Annotated in this window: 17 protein-coding genes and 1 tRNA gene; 14 read left to right on the top strand and 4 right to left on the bottom strand. The window is 69.8% G+C overall.

All coding sequences use genetic code 11. The features are described from left to right. Positions 1–24 precede the first annotated feature (24 nt). Positions 25–98, top strand: a tRNA-Ala gene (locus AB5J53_RS21165). A gap of 158 nt (positions 99–256) precedes the next feature. Next, entirely contained in the window at positions 257–1,573 is a 1,317-nt protein-coding gene (locus AB5J53_RS21160) for an MFS transporter (protein ID WP_369247228.1), read from the top strand. Positions 1,574–1,642: 69 nt separating this feature from the next. Here AB5J53_RS21160 and AB5J53_RS21155 read toward each other — a convergent pair whose 3' ends face one another. Further along, on the bottom strand, positions 1,643–2,119 hold the full coding sequence (locus AB5J53_RS21155; protein ID WP_369247227.1) for a GNAT family N-acetyltransferase: 477 nt from the start codon (positions 2,117–2,119) through the stop codon (positions 1,643–1,645). Positions 2,120–2,177: 58 nt separating this feature from the next. On the opposite strand from AB5J53_RS21155, the gene AB5J53_RS21150 reads away from it, so the two are divergent. Further along, complete coding sequence (locus AB5J53_RS21150) at positions 2,178–2,981, top strand: exodeoxyribonuclease III (RefSeq protein ID WP_369247226.1); 804 nt, start codon at positions 2,178–2,180, stop codon at positions 2,979–2,981. A gap of 20 nt (positions 2,982–3,001) precedes the next feature. Here AB5J53_RS21150 and AB5J53_RS21145 read toward each other — a convergent pair whose 3' ends face one another. Beyond that, on the bottom strand, positions 3,002–3,628 hold the full coding sequence (locus AB5J53_RS21145; RefSeq protein WP_369252370.1) for a MerR family transcriptional regulator: 627 nt from the start codon (positions 3,626–3,628) through the stop codon (positions 3,002–3,004). A 154-nt stretch (positions 3,629–3,782) separates the two neighbouring features. Between AB5J53_RS21145 and AB5J53_RS21140 the strand changes: the two genes are divergently transcribed. The 4 genes from AB5J53_RS21140 (at position 3,783) to AB5J53_RS21125 (ending at position 7,477) form a co-directional block, all read left to right on the top strand. Beyond that, on the top strand, positions 3,783–5,333 hold the full coding sequence (locus tag AB5J53_RS21140) for a flavin-containing monooxygenase (RefSeq protein WP_369247225.1): 1,551 nt from the start codon (positions 3,783–3,785) through the stop codon (positions 5,331–5,333). Then, positions 5,330–6,268 (top strand): alpha/beta fold hydrolase, encoded by a 939-nt coding sequence (locus AB5J53_RS21135; protein WP_369247224.1) that lies wholly within the window; start codon positions 5,330–5,332, stop codon positions 6,266–6,268. The genes AB5J53_RS21140 and AB5J53_RS21135 overlap by 4 nt, the downstream gene beginning before the upstream one ends. Continuing rightward, entirely contained in the window at positions 6,265–7,149 is an 885-nt protein-coding gene (locus AB5J53_RS21130; protein ID WP_369247223.1) for an SDR family oxidoreductase, read from the top strand. Before AB5J53_RS21135 ends, AB5J53_RS21130 begins: the two co-directional genes overlap by 4 nt. A 115-nt stretch (positions 7,150–7,264) precedes the next feature. Next, a complete protein-coding gene (locus tag AB5J53_RS21125; protein ID WP_369247222.1) occupies positions 7,265–7,477 on the top strand; it encodes a hypothetical protein in 213 nt (70 codons plus the stop codon). Positions 7,478–7,628: 151 nt separating this feature from the next. On the opposite strand, the gene AB5J53_RS21120 is transcribed toward AB5J53_RS21125, so the two are convergent. Next, entirely contained in the window at positions 7,629–10,928 is a 3,300-nt protein-coding gene (locus tag AB5J53_RS21120) for a S41 family peptidase (protein ID WP_369252368.1), read from the bottom strand. A gap of 298 nt (positions 10,929–11,226) precedes the next feature. Between AB5J53_RS21120 and AB5J53_RS21115 the strand changes: the two genes are divergently transcribed. Together AB5J53_RS21115 and AB5J53_RS21110 are read left to right on the top strand one after the other, a co-directional pair. Next, positions 11,227–11,814, top strand: coding sequence for a TetR/AcrR family transcriptional regulator (locus AB5J53_RS21115; RefSeq protein ID WP_369247221.1), 588 nt, complete (start codon positions 11,227–11,229; stop codon positions 11,812–11,814). A 141-nt stretch (positions 11,815–11,955) separates the two neighbouring features. Continuing rightward, the gene (locus AB5J53_RS21110) at positions 11,956–14,181 is read left to right on the top strand and encodes an MMPL family transporter (RefSeq protein ID WP_369247220.1); all 2,226 of its coding nucleotides are present in this window, start codon (positions 11,956–11,958) and stop codon (positions 14,179–14,181) included. Positions 14,182–14,320: 139 nt separating this feature from the next. Here AB5J53_RS21110 and AB5J53_RS21105 read toward each other — a convergent pair whose 3' ends face one another. After that, the gene (locus tag AB5J53_RS21105) at positions 14,321–14,734 is read right to left on the bottom strand and encodes an SsgA family sporulation/cell division regulator (protein WP_369247219.1); all 414 of its coding nucleotides are present in this window, start codon (positions 14,732–14,734) and stop codon (positions 14,321–14,323) included. Between the two features lie 195 nt (positions 14,735–14,929). Between AB5J53_RS21105 and AB5J53_RS21100 the strand changes: the two genes are divergently transcribed. The 5 genes from AB5J53_RS21100 (at position 14,930) to AB5J53_RS21080 (ending at position 18,605) form a co-directional block, all read left to right on the top strand. Next, the gene (locus AB5J53_RS21100; protein WP_369247218.1) at positions 14,930–15,979 is read left to right on the top strand and encodes an energy-coupling factor ABC transporter permease; all 1,050 of its coding nucleotides are present in this window, start codon (positions 14,930–14,932) and stop codon (positions 15,977–15,979) included. A gap of 1 nt (position 15,980) precedes the next feature. After that, a complete protein-coding gene (gene cbiQ / locus AB5J53_RS21095; RefSeq protein WP_369247217.1) occupies positions 15,981–16,742 on the top strand; it encodes a cobalt ECF transporter T component CbiQ in 762 nt (253 codons plus the stop codon). Further along, the gene (locus AB5J53_RS21090) at positions 16,730–17,488 is read left to right on the top strand and encodes an energy-coupling factor ABC transporter ATP-binding protein (protein ID WP_369247216.1); all 759 of its coding nucleotides are present in this window, start codon (positions 16,730–16,732) and stop codon (positions 17,486–17,488) included. The genes cbiQ and AB5J53_RS21090 overlap by 13 nt, the downstream gene beginning before the upstream one ends. Before the next feature lie 23 nt (positions 17,489–17,511). Then, positions 17,512–17,982, top strand: coding sequence for a MarR family winged helix-turn-helix transcriptional regulator (locus AB5J53_RS21085; RefSeq protein ID WP_369252366.1), 471 nt, complete (start codon positions 17,512–17,514; stop codon positions 17,980–17,982). A gap of 176 nt (positions 17,983–18,158) precedes the next feature. Beyond that, positions 18,159–18,605, top strand: a complete 447-nt coding sequence (locus tag AB5J53_RS21080) for an organic hydroperoxide resistance protein (protein ID WP_369247215.1) — start codon at positions 18,159–18,161, stop codon at positions 18,603–18,605. The last annotated feature ends 52 nt before the right edge of the window (positions 18,606–18,657 follow it).

The raw sequence follows: 18,657 nt of genomic DNA, 5'->3' as shown, positions 1-18,657 counted from the left end.
ATGCTAGAGTTTCACTCGTTGCAAGGGCCTGTGGCGCAGTCCGGTAGCGCACCTCGTTCGCATCGAGGGGGCCAGGGGTTCAAATCCCCTCAGGTCCACGCAGCGATTGTTCTTGAGGTAACTCAGGGACAGTTGACGAGATCCCGTCCGATCTGATTGATCGGGCGGGATCTTTGTTTTCCCGGCTGCCGACAACTCGTGCCTGACCGGCGGTCGTTGCCGTAGGGTGCTCGCTGCGCCGGGCACGAGGGAGAGCATGGAGACCGCAGCGGACTTGGCGACGACCCGTATGGCGCCATTGAGGATCCCGGCCTTCCGGCGATTCGTGCTCGCCAACCTGATCTCCGTCACCGGGTCCGCGATGGCGCCTCTCGCGCTCGCCTATTCCGTGATCGAGCAGGGCGGCGGAGCCGGGGCCCTCGGCCTTGTGCTCGCCACGAACACCGTTCCGACCGTCGTCTTCCTCCTCGCGGGCGGAGTCCTCGCGGACCGCCTGTCCCGGAGCCGGATTCTCTTCCTCGGCAACCTGCTGGCGGCCGTCGCCCAGGGGACGCTGGCCGCGACTGTCGCCACCGGCCACGCGACGACAACCTCCATCGCGGTCTGCGGCTTCGCCTCGGGAACCGCGGTCGCCTTCACCATGCCCGCCGCCCAGGGCGTCGTGAGCCAGATCATTCCCCGGGAGCAGCTGCAGCAGGCCAATGCCCTGCTCAGACTGCCGAGCAACGCGGTCAAGGTGCTCGGCCCGGTCATCGGTGGACTCGTCGTCGCGGCCGCCGGTCCGTCCTGGGCCCTGGCCTGGGACGCGCTCACCTTCGCCGCCGCGGCCCTGCTGCTCCTCGGCCTGCGCCTGGACGCTCCGCTCACCGCCGACAGCGCGCTCAGCGATCTGCGAGCGGGATGGACCGGCTTCTGGTCGCGCACCTGGCTGTGGACCTACACGGCCGCCGGAACCGTCCTCGTCGCCGCGTGGTTGGCCGGCTTCCAGCTCCTCGGGCCGGTCGTCGCCGCGCAGGAGTACGCGGGCGCACGGGACTGGGGGCTGGTCCAGGCCGCCTTCGCGTCGGGGCTGCTGGCCGGGACTCTGGTGTGCCTGCGCTGGCGCCCGCACCGGTTGCTGGCCGTGGCTGTCGCGACCAGCGCCGCACTCGCTCTGCCCCTGGTCGCCATGGGGTGGGGGCTGCCGCTGCCCTGCGTGCTGCTCGCCGCCCTGCTCGCGGGGATCGGGCTCGACGTCGCGATCGTCGCGTGGACCACCGCGTTCCAGCAGCACGTGCCCCAAGCCGAGTTGGGCCGCATGAGCGCGTTCAACAGCGTCGGGGAACTCCTTGCCATTCCCTTCGGCTACCTGATCACCGCTCTCGCCGTCCACGCCTGGGACAACAGGACGGTGCTCATGGCGTGCGCCGGCCTCATCGTTGCCGCCGCCGTCCTCAACCTGTGTGTCCCGGACGTGTACCGCATCAACCGCCTTGCGGCAGACGGTCACCAGGCGCGGAAGTACTCGACTCCCTTGGCCGACGCCGGTCATGACGAGGTCCGGGAGGACGGCGAGGGCCAGGTCGCGGGGTAGCGCGTGGGGCCGGTGACCTTCACTGCGGCCGAGGGGCACCCTCACGTCCCCGTTGCCGGGATCGGAGATCTACAGCGCCTTGGCGTAGCAGAGGCTCAGTTCGTGGAAGCGATAGTGGCCGAACTTGGCGCAGGGCGAGTAGTCGCTCGACGTGTAGAGCGCGACCGCCTCGGGCTGCTTGGCGCCGGTTTCCAGGACCATGCGGGTACGGCCGGCCGCGCGGGCGTCCGACTCGAGGGCGGCCAGGATGCGGCGGGCGAGGCCGAGACCGCGGGCCTCGGGGATCACGTACATGCGCTTGAGTTCGGCGTCGCCGTCCGAGTAGCCCTCGTCGTTCTCGTCCTGGGCGCGCCAGCCGCCCGTGGCGACCGGGCGGTCCCGTTCGTCGTACGCGATCAGGTAGAGCCCGAGCGGTGGGGCGAACATCCAGGCGTCGAGGGGGGTGACGTCACCCTCATCCTCGTAGCGCTCGGCGTATTCGGCCTGCACCTGGTCGTTGAGCTTGACGGCGTCGGGGTGGTCGAAGGGGACCCGGCGGATATTCATGCGGTTAACCGTACATCTATGCGTAGGATTGGGGGTAGGGGTTAAGTATCGTGCCCTGGTGCTGACTGTTACCTCTGTGAATGTGAATGGGCTCCGGGCCGCCGCGAAGAAGGGCTTCGTGGAGTGGCTCGCGGGGACCTCCGCGGACGTGCTGTGCCTCCAGGAGGTGCGGGCCGAGCCCGGGCAGCTGCCTGAGGAGGTGCGCGCGCCCGAGGGGTGGCATGTCGTGCATGCTCCGGCAGCCGCCAAGGGGCGTGCCGGTGTGTCCCTCTATACGCGCCGCGAGCCCGATCGCGTGCGGGTCGGGTTCGGCTCCGAGGAGTTCGACTCCAGTGGGCGTTACGGCGAGGCCGATCTGCCCGGCGTCACCGTCGCCAGCCTGTATCTGCCTTCGGGTGAGGTCGGGACGGAGCGGCAGGACGAGAAGGTGCGGTTCATGGGGGAGTTCCTCGGCCACCTGAAGGGGCTGCGTGAGCGGGCCGCCGCCGACGGGCGCGAGGTCGTCGTGTGCGGCGACTGGAACATCGCCCACCAGGAGGCCGACCTCAAGAACTGGCGCGGCAACAAGAAGAACTCCGGCTTCCTGCCCGAGGAGCGGGCGTGGATGGGGCAGGTCTTCGACGCGGGTGACGGTGGATACGTCGATGTCGTGCGCGCGCTGCACCCGGACGTCGAAGGGCCGTACTCGTGGTGGTCGTATCGCGGGCGGGCCTTCGACAACGACACCGGCTGGCGCATCGACTACCAGGTCGCCACATCTGGGCTCGCGGGCAAGGCGGTCAAGGGGTTCGTGGAGAGGGCGGCGACGCATGGGGAGCGGTGGTCCGACCATGCGCCCGTGACCGTGGTCTACGACCTCTGATCCGGTCTTCAGTGCCCGGTTTATGGCCTCTGATCCCGTAGCCGCCGGTCCAGCGCCATCGACAGCTCCGCCTCCACCACGCTCTTCGCCAGCGGGCGCAGGCGCTGGAGGTCCTCGGTGGTGCGGTCCTCGGTGAGGACGAGGGTGGTGAAGAGCTCGGCGAGCGCGTCGGCGTGATCGCGTACGCGCCGGGCGGCCGTCAGGACGTCCGCGAGCGGGATGCCCTCGCGGACCAGGGCCGCCGAGACGTCGAGCAGACGACGGCTGATGTGGACGATCTCGCCGCCGTCGGTGCCGAGGTAGCCGAGGTCGAGAGCGGCGGCGAGGTTCTCCGGGGTCGCCTGGCCCGCGAAGACGTCGGCCAGTTCCTCGGGGGAGAGGCGGACGGGGGTCTCCTCGGTGGGTTCGCCGAGGCCCAGCAGCTCGCCCACGTCGCGCCCGTGGTCGAAGGCCTCGGCCAGTTCGGCGATGCCGCTGAGGGTGTGGCCGCGTTCGAGCAGCGCCGAGATGGTGCGCAGACGGGTCAGGTGTGTGTCGTCGTACCAGGCGATACGGCCCTCGCGGCGGGGCGGCGGTATGAGCTTGCGCTCCCGGTAGAAGCGCAGGGTGCGCACGGTGATGCCGGCTTCCTTGGCCAGCTCCTCCATCCGGTACTCACGCTTCTCCGCCACGTGCGCACCCTACGTCGTACCCCCGGTAACTTTCCCGGTCGCGACCCCTACCCATCAGTACGCGGCTGCTCTACTCTCCCCATTGCGCCAGTGTTCACTGGCAGGGTCGTGCGGCTAGGGAGGCGTCGGGATGACCGAGCACGAGCATGTACGGGTGGCGGTGATCGGGTCCGGGTTCGGCGGTCTGGGAGCTGCCGTGCGGCTGCGCCGCGAAGGCGTCACCGACTTCGTCGTCCTGGAACGCGCCGACAGCGTGGGCGGCACCTGGCGGGACAACAGCTATCCCGGGTGCGCCTGCGACGTACCGTCCCACCTTTACTCGTTCTCGTTCGCGCCCAACCCCGAGTGGCCGCGCACCTTCTCCGGGCAGGAGCACATCCGCGCGTACCTGGAGCACGTCGCGGACGTCTTCCGGCTGCGGTCGCATCTGCGCTTCAACACCGAAGTGAAGATGATGACCTGGGACGCGGAGAAGCTGCGCTGGGGGATCGAGACCAGCAGTGGCTTCCTCACGGCGGATGTCGTCGTCTCCGCCACCGGGCCGCTCTCCGACCCCAAGATCCCGGACGTCCCGGGGATCGACACCTTCCCCGGCAAGGTCTTCCACTCGGCCCGCTGGGACCACGACTACGACCTGCGCGGCAAGCGCGTCGCCATGATCGGCACCGGCGCTTCGGCCATCCAGATCGTGCCGTCGATCCAGCCCGAGGTCGCCAAGCTCACCCTCTTCCAGCGCACCCCGCCCTGGGTGATGCCGCGCGTCGACCGGGCCATCAGCGGTGTCGAGCGATGGCTGCACCGGCAGCTGCCGTTCACGACCCAGGCCCGGCGCGGACTCCTGTGGGGCATCCGGGAGTTGCAGGTCCAGGCGTTCACCAAGCGGCCCAATGAGCTGGGCATGGTGGAGCAGTTGGCCAAGCGGAACATCGCCCGCGCCGTCAAGGATCCGGAGCTTCGGAAGAAGCTGACTCCCGACTACCGGATCGGCTGCAAGCGCATTCTGCTCTCCAACACCTACTACCCGGCGCTCACCCGGCCGAATGTGGACCTGGTGGCCTCCGGGCTCGCCGAGATCGACGGCTCCACCCTCGTCGCCGCCGACGGCAGCACCGCCGAGGTCGACGCGATCGTCTTCGGCACGGGCTTCCACGTCACCGACATGCCGATCGCGGAACGGGTCGTCGGGGCGGAGGGGAAGACGCTCGCCGAGGTGTGGCGGACCGGTATGAAGTCGCTGCGCGGGGCGACCGCGGCCGGCTTCCCCAACTGGATGACGATCATCGGGCCCAACACCGGCCTCGGGAACTCGTCGATGATCCTGATGATCGAGTCCCAGCTGAACTACATGGCCGACTTCGTACGGCAGTTGGACGTCCTCGGAGGGCGTGCGGCCCTCGACGCGCGCCCCGGCGCCGTGGACGCCTGGAACCACAAGGTCCAGGAGCGCATGAAGCGCACGGTGTGGAACACCGGCGGCTGCACCAGCTGGTACCTCGACGCCAACGGCGTGAACACCACCATCTGGCCAGGTACGACGAGCGAGTTCCGCACGGCCACGCGGCGCGTGGACCTGGGGGAGTACGAGGTCCTGCGAGCGCCGAAGGCACCGGCCGCCGGCACGTCCCCCGCCAAGTCCCCGGCCAAGTCCCGTACCGAGAAGAAGGTGGAGGCCGAAGCGTGAGCCGACTGATGCATGTGTCGCACGGGGCGTACGCGCCGCCCGCGCCCGCGCGAGAACTGACCGCCGTCTCCGCCGACGGCGCGCGACTGCACGTCGAGGTGCACGGGCCCGAGAGCGCGCCCGCGGTCGTCCTCGCGCACGGCTGGACCTGCTCGACCGCCTTCTGGGCGGCGCAGATACGGGAGCTCGCCGCCGACCACCGGGTCATCGCGTACGACCAGCGCGGGCACGGGCGCAGCCCCGCGAGCGCCACGTGCAGCACAAAGGCGCTCGCCGACGACCTGGAGGCCGTGCTCGCGGCCACGCTCGCGCCGGGCGAGAAGGCCGTGCTCGTGGGGCACTCCATGGGCGGGATGACGCTCATGGCCGCCTCGGCCAGGGCGCGCTTCCGGGAGCACGCGGCGGCCGCGCTGCTGTGCAGTACGGGGAGCTCGCGGCTGGTCGCGGAGGCGCGCGTGGTGCCGATGCGCGCCGGACGGCTGCGGACTCGTATCACCAAGTCCGTCCTCGGATCGCGCGCACCGCTCGGGCCGGTCACACCGCTGGCCAAGCGGATCCTCAAGTACGGGACGATGGGCCCCGGTTCGTCGCCCGGCATGGTCGAGGCGTGCGCGCGGATCGTGCACGCCTGTCCGCGCAAGGTGCGGCATGCGTGGTCGGCCGTCCTCGACGTGCTCGATCTCGACCACGGCGTACGGGAGTTGCGGGTCCCGACGGCGGTCGTCGTCGGGACGGCGGACCGGTTGACGCCGGTCGTGCACGCGCGCGCCCTGGTCGCCACGCTGCCGAACTGCGTCGGGATCACGGAGTTGCCGGGGCTCGGACACATGACACCGGTGGAGGCGCCCGAGCTGGTGACCTCGCGCATACGCGAACTCGTCACCACGTACACCTCACGGGCACCGGAAGCCGTAGAGATCAAGGAGGGCGCATGAGCAGGGTCAGCCTGGAAGGACAGGTCGCGGTCGTCACGGGGGCGGCGCGGGGCGTCGGTGAACTCCTCGCCCGCAAGCTCTCGGCGCGCGGCGCCAAGGTCGCACTCGTCGGCCTGGAGGCGGACGAGCTCAAGCAGGTCTCGCAGCGGCTGCACAGCGACAGCGACCACTGGTACGCCGACGTCACCGACCACGAGGCGATGGCGCGGGTCGCGGAGGAGGTCAAGCAGCGGTTCGGGAAGGTGGACATCGTCGTCGCCAACGCGGGGGTGGCCAGTGGCGGGCCCTTCGTGGACTCCGACCCCGTCGCCTGGCGGCGCGTCATCGAGGTCAATCTGATCGGATCGGCGGTGACGGCGCGGGCGTTCCTGCCCGTGCTGATGGAGAGCCGGGGGTATCTGCTGCAGATCGCCTCGCTCGCCGCCATCACTCCGGCGCCGATGATGACCGCGTACTGCGCGTCCAAGTCGGGCGTGGAGGCGTACGCGCACAGCCTGCGCGCCGAGGTCGGCTACAAGGGCGTGCGCGTCGGGGTGGGTTATCTGTCGTGGACCGACACCGACATGGTGCGGGGCGCCGACCAGGACGAGGTGATGCGCGAACTGCGGCAGCGGCTGCCGTGGCCGTCCAACAAGACGTATCCGCTGGGTCCTGCGGTGGACCGGATCGTCGCCGGGATAGAGCGGCGGTCGAGTCATGTGTACGCGCAGTGGTGGCTGCGCGGGATGCAGGGCGTGCGCGGGTATCTGCCCGGGATCATCGGGGCGGTCGGGCAGCGCGAGATGCGGCGGTTCGAGCCGCGGCTCGCGAGCGTGCGCACGGGGCTGGTCGGGGCCGGTGGGGCCGCCGACGAGCAGCGGCGGCAGGGCACTTCACCTTGAGTGATCTGCTGTGGCTCACCGTGAGTCACTGATCGAAATGCGTGCTTTGTCCCCTCGTGTAAGTCTGGTCGAGGCCCAATCCCCTCACCCACTATGGGAGTGAAACCTCATGGGCATGAAGGACCAGTTCCAGGACAAGGCCGAGCAGATGAAGCAGCAGGCCAAGAAGAAGATGGGCGACGCGAAGGAAGAGACGCGCGAGCGGACTTCGCAGAAGCAGGGCTCGCAGAAGCAGGGCTCGCCGAGCCAGCGCTCGCAGAACCTGCGGGAGGACGAGCGCATTCAGCAGGAGGCCCAGGACCGCTTCGACCAGGACTACGACGTCTGATCGTTCGCGACTTGCTGCGCCGGCTTTACCCGGATGGGGTGCCCCTCTCATGGGGGCGCCCCATTCCTGCGTTGGCTGCCGCTGGGGACCCCCATCGCCCTGCGGGACGATTGCCCACAGCGGTAGCGGTTCGGCTGCCGCCCGGCGGTCGCTAACTCGTCGGCCTCGGGGGGAGTTTCGGCCTGGTCCTGTCCGGCACGTGCGAATAGTCCGGTGGCGACGCCGCCGGGTTGGTGTTCAGGAGGTCCAGGGCCAATTGGATGGCGTCGTCGAGTTGGGCGTGGCGGCCCTCGGCCCAGTCGAGCGGGGTGCGCAGGATCTCCAAGTCCGGGATGACGCCACGGTTTTCGATGGACCAGCCGTACGCGTCGAACCAGGCCGCGTTCATGGGGACGGTGATCACCGTGCCGTCGCCGAGGCGGTGGCGGCCGGTCATGCCGACGACGCCGCCCCAGGTGCGCTGGCCGACCACCGGGCCCAGCTTCAACAGCTTGAACGCCGCCGTGATCATGTCGCCGTCCGACGAGGTCGCCTCGTCCGCCAGGGCGACCACCGGGCCCCGTGGCGCGTTCGACGCGTACGACACCGGCTGGGCGTTGCGTGTCAGGTCCCAGCCCAGGATCGTGCGCGTCAGCTTTTCGACGACCAGCTCGCTGATGTGGCCGCCCGCGTTGCCGCGTACGTCGACGATCAGGGCGGGGCGTGAGAGCTCCATGCGCAGGTCGCGGTTGAACTGGGCCCAGCCCGAGCCGCCCATGTCCGGGATGTGCAGATACCCGCACATGCCGTGGCTCAACTCCCGTACCACTTCGCGGCGTTTGGCCACCCAGTCCTGGTAGCGAAGGGGCCGCTCGTCGATCAGGGGCACCACGGCGACCCGGCGCGGCCGGCCCTCGCCCTCCGCCGGGGTGAACGTCAGCTCCACCGTCGTACCGCCCGCGCCCGCCAGCAGGGGATACGGGCCGGTGACCGGGTCCACGGGGCGGCCGTCCACGTGCGTGAGCACCGCGCCCTCGCGGATCCCCGTACCGGCAAGGGGAGAGCGGGCCTTGGAGTCGGACGAGTCGCCGGGCAGGATTCGCTTGAGCATCCAACTGCCGTCGCGGCGGACGAGGTTGGCGCCCAGCAGGCCCTGCCAGCGCTGGTAGTGGGCGGGGCCCTCGTTGCGGCGGGCGGCGGAGACGTACGCGTGCGAGGTGCCCAGTTCGCCGAGAACCTCGCGCAGCAGGTCCGCGAACTCGTCCGGTGACGCGACCCGTTCGACCAGCGGGCGGTACTGCGCGAGCACCGCGTTCCAGTCGATGCCGCACATGTGCGGTTCCCAGAAGTAGTCGCGGATGATGCGGCCCGCCTCCGCGTACGCCTGGCGCCATTCGGCGGGCGGGTCCACGTTGTGGATGACACGGCGCAGGTCGATCCAGACCGTGGTGTCGCCGTCGCCGGGCTCGGTGGAGGGGACGGCGCGCAGGTCGCCCTCGTCCACGACCACCAGCCGGGTGCCGTCGCCGCTCACCGCGAACCAGTCCAGATGCTCGACGAGTTCGGACTTCTTCGCCTTGCCGAGGTTGAAGTATTCGAGGGTCGGGCGGCCGGACAGGTCGGCGGGGTTCACGAAGGTCTCGCCCAGCGCGCCCGAGATCGGCCAGCGCAGCCAGACGAGGCCGCCGCCCGCGACCGGATGCAGCGCCGAATACTTGGAGGCGGTGACCGGGAAGGGGGTCACCCGGCTCTCCAGGCCTTCCAGCTCGACGGTGGCCATGCTGCCGTCGCCCGCCTCGTCCTCGACCGGATCCAGGCCCCCGGCGACCGGACGCCCCTCGGGGTTCAGCGCGAACGGGGAGGGGGTCACGGAGGAGAGCGGCACCAGATAGGGCCTGCAGCCGAGCGGGAAGGAAAGATCCCCGGTGTGCACGTCGTACACCGGGTCGAAGCCGCGCCAGGAAAGGAAGGCCAGATAGCGGCCGTCCCGCGTGAACACCGGGTTCTCGTCCTCGAAGCGCCCGTTGGTGACATCGACGATCAGGTGGTCCTTTATCCGCGCCATCTTGATCTGGCGCAGGGAGCGGCCGATGCCCGGGTGCGACCATGTCAGCCACGCCCCGTCCGGCGAGAAGGCCAGATCCCGTACCGGCCCGTTGATGGACCGAATGAGCTCCGTGACCTCTCCTCCCCCGGACTTCGCCACGGAGGTGCCCCCGGACTCCTCCGTGGCATCGAGCAGCAGCAGCCGCCCGTCGTTCGAGGCGATCGCGAGGCGCTCGCCCTGCGGGTCCGACACCAGCTCCTGTACGCGGCCCAGCTCGCCGGAGGCGAGCCGGCGCGGCTCGCTGTCGCCGGTGGCGCGCGGGAGGAAGGCGATCTCGACGGCGTCCTCGCCCTCCGCGTCCGTGACGTAGGCGACCTGACCGCCCGAGCCGAGCATCTCGGGGAGCCGGACCCGTACCCCCGGGGTGTCCGTGATCGTGCGGGCGGGGCCGTCGCGGTGCGTGAGCCAGTACAGGCTGCCGCGTACGACGACGGCGCTGGCCCGGCCCGTCTCGTCCACGGAGATGCCGTCGACGTTCTGGGTGGCCGGCACCTGGTACGTACGGCGTCCCGCGCGCGGCCCGCCCAGGCGGACGTCGAGGCGGCGCGGGATCGACTCCGGGGACAGGTCGTCGACGATCCACAGGTCGCCCGCGCACTGGTAGACGACCCGGGTGCCGTCGCTGGAGGCGTGCCGGGCGTAGAAGGCGTCGTGGTCGGTGTGCCGGCGCAGGTCGGAGCCGTCGTACGCGCAGGAGTAGAGGTTCCCGATGCCCTCGTGGTCGGAGAGGAAGGCGATGCGGTCGCGGACGAACATGGGGCAGGCGAGGTGGCCCTCGAGGTCGGCGAGCAGCTGCCGACCGTGCAACCAGAGTCGGCCCATCGCGCCGCCGCGGTACCGCTTCCAGGCGGCCGGCTCGTGCGGCGGGGTGCCGGTGAGCAGCAGGGTCTTGCGCTCGCCGTCGATGTCGGCGGTCGCGATGTGCGAGACCGGGCCCCAGGGCATCTTGCCGCCCGGGTCGCCGTTGGTGGGGACCTTGTAGGCCCAGGTGAAGTACGAGAAGGGTTCGCCGTGCGAGGCGACGGCGAGGATGTCGCCGTCGGGGGACCAGCCGCAGACCTGGGTGTCCGCGCTGCCCCAGTAGGTGAGCCGCCTGCCGGGTCCGCCGGCCACCGGCGCCAGATGGATCTCCGGGACGAAGCTGCGCCAGCTGGTGTACGCGATGTGGCGGCCATCGGGGGAGAAGCGGGGGTGGCCGACCTTGGTGCGGTCCACGGTGACCCGCCAGGCGCGCCCCGGCCCGTCGAGGGGGGCCACCCACAGGTCGTCCTCGGCCGCGAAGCACAGCAGGTCGCCGCTGAGGTGCGGGAAGCGCAGGTATCCGGGTGCGAGGTCCGTGCCGGTCGCGCTCTCGTCGATGATCACCTGTTCGTCGGGGATCACCTGTTCGTCGGTCGTCGCGTTCTCGTCGGTGGTCGCCCGGTCCGTGGTCGCCTTCTCGTGCTCGTCGCTCACCTACCCATGCTTTTCCGCTCGGCGGGCACCGGCAACTTCAGCGGGCCTCGGCAACTGGTGAAAGCACACCCGTGACCCAGAACACGTACGAAACGGTTTCGTTTCGTTGACTCTCGGGGTATCTTCAGAGACGTACGACGAAGACGTACGAAACCGTGTCGTTCGGAGCCCTGCCGCTCCGGGCGCGGAGCAGGAGAAGGTGAGTGCGATGGCTGAGACCGCAACGGCGCGACGCAGTCGGATCACGCCCGAGCGCGAGGCCGAGCTGTACACGGCCGTGCTCGACCTGCTCCGGGAGGTCGGATACGACGCGCTGACCATGGATGCCGTCGCCGCGCGCACCAAGTCCAGCAAGGCCACCCTCTACCGCCAGTGGGGCGGCAAGGCCGAACTGGTCGTCAAGGCGATGCGGCACAGCAAGCGGGGCATCGCCGATGTCGACACGGGGTCCCTTCGGGGCGACTTCCTCTCGCTGCTGGCGCGTGAGGACGACTGCACCATGGAGCAGAACTCCGCGCTGATGCGGGCCCTGGCCATGGCGGTGCACTCCAACCCCGATCTCCTCAAGGCCTTCCGGGAACTGCTCATCGAGCCGGAGATCGAGGAGATGCGCACGGTCCTCCGGCGTGCCGTCGACCGGGGTGAGATCCGTCCGGACAACCCCGCGCTGGACTACGTGCTGCACATGGTGATCGGCGGCTTCGCTGCCCGCACGTTCATCGATGATCTGCCGCCGACCCAGGCGTTCCTCCGCAAGTACTTCGATGCCGTGGTCTTCCCCGCCCTCGGTGCCTGAACCTCCTCCAACTCCCTTGTAAGAACCACCAGTTGCACCTGACGCGCGACCGCTCACGTCGTCGGGCTGATCCCCCCTGCCCCCACTCGGGTGATCACACCAGCCCCTGCCATCCCACGACCTGACCGGGAGAACGCCCTCGTGGCCACGTTCCTCTACAAACTCGGCCGACTCGCCTTCAGGCGACGGCACTTCGTCGCCCTGATCTGGGTGGCGCTGCTGACGCTCGCGGGTGTCGGCGCCGCTTCCGCGCCCACCGCGGGTGCGTCCTCCTTCTCGATCCCCGGCACCGAGGCGCAGAAGGCCTTCGACCTGCTGGAGAACCGCTTCCCCGGCATGAGCGCCGACGGAGCGACCGCGCGAGTCGTCTTCAAGGCGCCCAGCGGCGAGAAGATGTCGGACAAGGACAACAAGGCCACCGTCGAGAAGACCGTCAAGGCGCTCGGCGACGGCTCCGAAGTCACCTCCGTCACCGACCCGTTCAAGGCGAAGGCCGTGAGCAAGGACGGCTCGATCGCCTACACGCAGGTGAAGTACAAGGTCTCCGGGATGGAGTTGAAGGACTCCTCGAAGGACGCCCTGAAGGAGACCGCGCAGGAGGCGCGGGATGCCGGGCTGACCGTCGAGGTGGGCGGTGACGCGCTCCAGGCGACGCCCGAGACCGGATCCACCGAGGTCATCGGTATCGCGGTCGCCGCGGTCGTGCTCGTCATCACCTTCGGCTCGCTGATCGCGGCCGGGCTGCCGCTGCTGACCGCGCTGATCGGTGTCGGCATCGGCGTCTCCAGCATCACCGCCCTCGCCAACGCGCTCGACCTCGGCACCACCACGTCGACCCTGGCGATGATGATCGGCCTCGCGGTCGGCATCGACTACGCGCTGTTCATCGTCTCCCGCTACCGGGCCGAGCTGGCCGAGGGCCGCGAACGCGAGGAGGCGGCCGGACGTGCTGTCGGCACGGCGGGCTCCGCGGTGGTCTTCGCGGGGCTGACGGTCGTGATCGCGCTGGTCGGCCTGTCGGTCGTCAACATCCCGATGCTGACGAAGATGGGCGTCGCGGCGGCGGGCACGGTCGCCATCGCCGTACTGATCGCGCTGACGATGATCCCGGCGCTGCTCGGGTACGCGGGCAAGAAGGTGAAGCCCGCGGGGGAGAAGAGCAAGCTGCTCGGCGGCGGTCGCGCCGCCAAGAAGGCCAAGAAGGAGAGCAAGCCCAACATGGGCACGCGCTGGGCGAGCTTCGTCGTGCGCCGTCCGCTCGCCGTGCTGCTGCTCGGTGTGGTGGGCCTGGGCGCGGCCGCGATCCCGGCGACCTCGCTCGAACTGGGTCTGCCCGACGACGGTTCGCAGCCGACGTCGACCACGCAGCGCCGCGCGTACGACCTGCTGTCCGAGGGCTTCGGGCCCGGCTTCAACGGCCCGCTGATGGTCGTGTCCGACGCGAAGGCGAGTGACGACCCGAAGGGCGCCGTCACCGAGGTGTCCGACAAGATCAAGGACCTCAAGGGCGTCGTGACGGTGACCCCGGCGACGTGGAACAAGGCCGGCGACACCGCGATGATCACGGTGATCCCCGACTCGAAGCCGTCCTCCGTCAAGACCGAGGACCTGGTGCACGCCATCCGTGACGAGGGCGCCGACGTCAAGGCGGACACCGACGCCAAGGTGCTGGTCACCGGCACCACCGCGATGAACATCGACTTCTCGCAGAAGCTCAACGACGCGCTGATCCCGTATCTCGCGCTGGTGGTCGGCCTCGCCTTCCTGCTCCTGATCGTGGTCTTCCGCTCGATCCTGGTCCCGCTGAAGGCGGCCCTCGGCTTCCTGCTCTCGGTGATGGCCGCGCTCGGCGCCGTCGTCGCGGTGTTCCAGTGGGGCTGGCTGTCCGGCCTCATGGGCGTCGAGGAGACCGGCCCGATCATGTCGATGATGCCGATCTTCATGGTGGGCGTCGTCTTCGGTCTCGCCATGGACTACGAGGTCTTCCTGGTGACCCGGATGCGCGAGGCGTACGTCCACGGGGAGAAGGCCGGCCAGGCCATCGTGACCGGCTTCAAGCACGGCGCGCGAGTGGTCACGGCGGCGGCCGTCATCATGATCGCGGTGTTCTCGGGCTTCATCGGCTCCAGCGAGTCGATGATCAAGATGATCGGCTTCGGCCTCGCGATCGCCGTCTTCTTCGACGCGTTCCTCGTGCGCATGGCGCTCGTCCCGGCCGTCCTGGCCCTGCTGGGCAAGAAGGCCTGGTGGCTGCCGAAGTGGCTGGACCGCGCGCTGCCGAACGTCGACGTCGAGGGCGAGGGTCTGCGGGCACTCGACAAGAAGCCGATGGACGAGGACGACGACCGGGAACTGGCCCGGGTCTGAGCACACCTCAACCGCGGTAAGGGCGCCCCACGCGTGGGGCGCCCTTACCGGCGTCTGTTGGGCTTTCGCGGTCATCGACCGGGGTCTAGCGCTGTCCGACCGGGCTCTCGCGCTGTCCGACGGGGCTCTGGATTCGACGCTAGGCGCGCCCGCGCGACGCCGCACCGTGTCCGACCCCAGCGGGCGACAGGCCCGCCGCCGCTGCTGCCGGAGGCGTCGCCGTGTACGTGCGACGCAGGAAGCGCATCAGGACTTTCGAGTCGACCTGCACGACCGCCACTCCGTCCGCCGAGTGGAACTCCATGACGGCCTGCACCCGGCCGCACGGCCACACGCGGACGCCGCCGCTGCTGACGGGAACGCGCAGCCCCTGCTCGAGCAGCTCGCGGGCGAACACCCACTCATGGGGCCCGGGCAAAGTGATGTGCACCCGGCGGGGATCGCTCTCCGGGTCGTAACGGAGGGCCACGGGGACGGCCCGGTGTTCGTCGTCGGGGGAGTCGGCGGTGTCCGTGACGATATGGGCGCGGGCGTACTGTTCGACGGCGTACATGAACCGACTCCTTACGCTGTGTTAGCTGTGTGGAATCTGTGAATCCGTCACCATTCCAATGTCGCACATCTCACGGAAAACGCTTCCGGATCATTCGGTTCGATCCTCCAAGGTCCGCCCTGGGCGCACCTCATGGGCTATTCATGGGCGGCTCGCTCTTGCAAGCCATTCGCAACAAGGCACTATCATCGAACGGTGCATGTGCCTGACGGATTCATCAACGCCCCGGTCTCCGCGGTCACCGGAGTAGTCGCCGCCGGTGCCATCGCCGTGAGCCTGCGCGGCGCCCGCCGCGAACTCGACGAGCGAACCGCCCCGCTCGCCGGCCTGGTCGCCGCCTTCATCTTCGCCGTACAGATGCTGAACTTCCCGGTCGCCGCCGGGACCAGCGGACATCTGCTCGGCGGTGCCCTGGCCGCGATACTCGTCGGCCCCTACACCGGCGTCCTCTGCGTCTCGGTGGTTCTGCTGATGCAGGGCATCCTCTTCGCGGACGGCGGCCTCACCGCGCTCGGCGTGAACATCACGGACATGGCGATCGTGACCACGATCGTCTCGTACGCCGTCTTCCGCGGGCTGGTGAAGGTGCTGCCCCGCAAGCGGCGCTCCATCACCGTCGCCGCCTTCGTCTCCGCGCTCCTTTCCGTCCCGGCCGCCGCCGTCGCCTTCACCCTCATCTACGCGATCGGCGGCACCACCGACGTCGCGATCTCCAAGGTCGCCACCGCCATGATCGGCGTGCACATCCTCATCGGCATCGGCGAGGCCGCCATCACCGGGCTCACCGTCGGCGCCGTCATCGCCGTACGACCCGATCTCGTGTACGGCGCCCGCGGCCTCCAGCAGCAGCTCAAGCTGCGCGTGAACGGGGAGTTGGTCGACGCCCCCACGAAGGCCGCCCCCGTCGCTGCCCGCTCCTCGCACCGCAAGGTGTGGATCACCGGCCTCGTCACCTCCCTCGTGCTCGCCGGCTTCGTCAGCTTCTACGCCTCCGCGAGCCCCGACGGCCTGGAGAAGGTCGCCAAGGACAAGGGCATCGACCAGCGGGCCGAGAAGCACGCGACGGAGGACTCCCCGCTCGCCGGGTACGGCGTCAAGGACATCTCGGACGCCCGGATCTCCGGCGGCCTCGCGGGCGTGATCGGCGTCGGCGTCACCGTCGTCGCGGGCAGCGGCATCTTCTGGGCGATCCGCAGGCGCCGCAGCGCCGACGCGTCTGCCGTCTCCGTCCCCGAGGGCGTCTGACATGGGCGCGGGCCACGCCCACAAGCTCTACCGGCACGGGCACTCGCCCGTGCACGCCCTGCCGCCGCACACCAAACTCGCCGCCGCCTTCGCCTTCGTCGTCGTGGTCGTCTCCACCCCGCGCGAGGCGATGTGGGCGTTCGCGCTGTACGCCGCGCTGCTCGCGACGGTCGCGTACAAGGCCCGCGTACCGGCTGGATTCCTGCTCAAACGGCTGCTGATCGAGATCCCGTTCGTCGCCTTCGCCGTGCTGATGCCCTTCGTGGCGGAGGGCGAGCGGGTGGATGTGCTGGGCATGTCGTTGAGCGTGAACGGCTTGTGGGGCGCGTGGAACGTCCTCGCCAAGGGCACCCTGGGCGTCGCCGCCTCCGTACTCCTGGCCTCCACCACGGAACTGCGCGAACTGCTCCTGGGCCTGCAGCGGTTGAAGCTTCCGCCGCTCCTCGTGCAGATCGCCTCCTTCATGATCCGGTATGGCGATGTCATCACGGACGAGATGCGGCGGATGCGGATCGCGCGGGAGTCGCGCGGCTTCGAGGCCCGTGGTGTGCGGCACTGGGGGGTGCTCGCGAAGTCGGCGGGCGCGCTGTTCATCCGCTCCTACGAGCGCGGGGAGCGTGTGCATCTCGCCATGGTGAGCCGGGGTTACGCCGGTTCGATGCCGGTCATCGACGAGGTGACCGCGTCCCGGGCGCAGTGGTCGTACGCCCTCGCCCTCCCGTTCGCCGCCCTTGTCGTATGTCTGCTGGGATGGACGCTGTGACCCCCTCTCTGGAAGTGGCCGGACTGGCCTTCGCCTACCCCGACGGGCACCAGGCCCTCTTCGGCGTCGACTTCAGCATCGGGCGCGGTGAGCGCGTCGCGCTGCTCGGCCCGAACGGCGCCGGCAAGACGACGCTCGTGCTGCACCTCAACGGCATCCTGAGCGGCGGTACCGGAACCGTGACGGTGGCCGGCCTGCCGGTCGGCAAGCGGCACATGGCGGAGATCCGGCGCAAGGTCGGCATCGTCTTCCAGGACCCGGACGACCAGTTGTTCATGCCGACCGTCCGGGAGGACGTCGCCTTCGGCCCGGCCGCGGCGGGGATGAAGGGCGCGGAGCTGGAGGAGCGGGTCCGCACGGCGCTGGAGCGGGTCGGCATGGAGGCCTTCGCCGACCGTCCCCCGCACCACCTCTCCTTCGGCCAGCGGCGCCGGGTGGCCGTCGCGACCGTCCTCGCGATGGAGCCGGAGATCCTCGTCCTCGACGAGCCGTCCTCCAACCTGGACCCCGCCTCGCGGCGCGAACTCGCCGACATCCTGCGGTCGTTGGACGTCACCGTCCTCATGGTCACGCACGATCTGCCGTACGCCCTTGAGCTGTGCTCCCGGTCGCTCGTGCTGAGCGAGGGCGTGATCGCGGCCGACGGGAAGACCGGTCAACTGCTCTCCGACGACGAGCTCATGCGCACCCACCGCCTGGAGCTCCCCTTCGGGTTCGACCCGCGCTCCGTGACAATGGGCGCGTGACGAATCAAGAGGACGTCGGGTCCGTGGGGTCCGCCGGGTCGGTCGGTTCGGCCGGGTCGCTGCTGCTCGACGAGCAGCTGTGCTTCGCGCTGTACGCCGCGCAGCGCGCCGTGACCGCCGCGTACCGCCCGCTGCTGGAGGACCTTGGTCTCACCTACCCGCAGTACCTGGTCCTGCTGGTCCTCTGGGAGCGCGGCGAGACCACGGTCAAGGAGCTGGCGACCGCGCTGCACCTGGACTACGGCACGGTGTCGCCGCTGCTCAAGCGGCTGGAGTCGGCGGGCCTTGTGCGCCGTGAGCGCTCGGCGCGCGACGAACGCTCCGTTCTCGTCGCCCTCACCGGGCGCGGCGAGGTGCTCCGGGAGCGCGCCGTGGAGGTACCGCAGGCGCTGCTGACGGCGACGGGCGTGAGCGAGGCCGAGGTCACGCGGCTGAGGGAGGAACTGTGGCGCTTGGCGGAGCGCGCGGAGGGTGCAGCGGCGCGCAGGCGGTGACGCGGGGGCGGTGACACGCGTCCCTGGAACGCCGCTTCGCGGGTTACCCGCGGTTTCTACCCCCTGGTAATACGGGCCTCCATACCGGCGGGTACCTTGTGCACGATGTACTTGCACACCCGTGTGCTGCCTGCCGTTCTGCCAGCCGAGTTGTACGTCCTGGGGGAGGTCCTGTCGTGATCGATGGTGCCGCTGTCGACACCCGTCCGACGAAGATCATGTACGTCGCCGAGGCCACCGCGCACGGCGGCCGGGACGGATACGTCACCAGCCAGGACGGCCGGCTCGAGCTGAAGGTCGCCATGCCGCCCGCGCTCGGCGGCGACGGCGACGGCACCAATCCGGAGCAGCTGTTCGCGGCCGGCTACAGCGCCTGTTTCCACAACGCCCTTGTGCTGGTGGGCCGCCGCGCCGGGTACGACCTCTCCGGCTCCACCGTCGCCGCGAAGGTCGGCATCGGTCCGAACAAGCAGCGCGGCTACGGCCTCGCGGTCGCCCTGAGCGTCTCGCTCCCCGTCGTCGACCAGGACCTGGCGACAAAGCTCGTGGACGCGGCCCACGAAGTCTGCCCGTACTCGAACGCCACCCGAGGCAACATCGAGGTCACGATCCTGCTGGGCTAGGAATCGAAGGCTGTACGTGTGTGTTGCACTCACCGTTGGCACAGGTGAGGCG

The organism is Streptomyces sp. R41, assembly GCF_041053055.1.
GTDB lineage: Bacteria > Actinomycetota > Actinomycetes > Streptomycetales > Streptomycetaceae > Streptomyces.
This window is presented reverse-complemented; position numbering and strand designations above follow the sequence as displayed.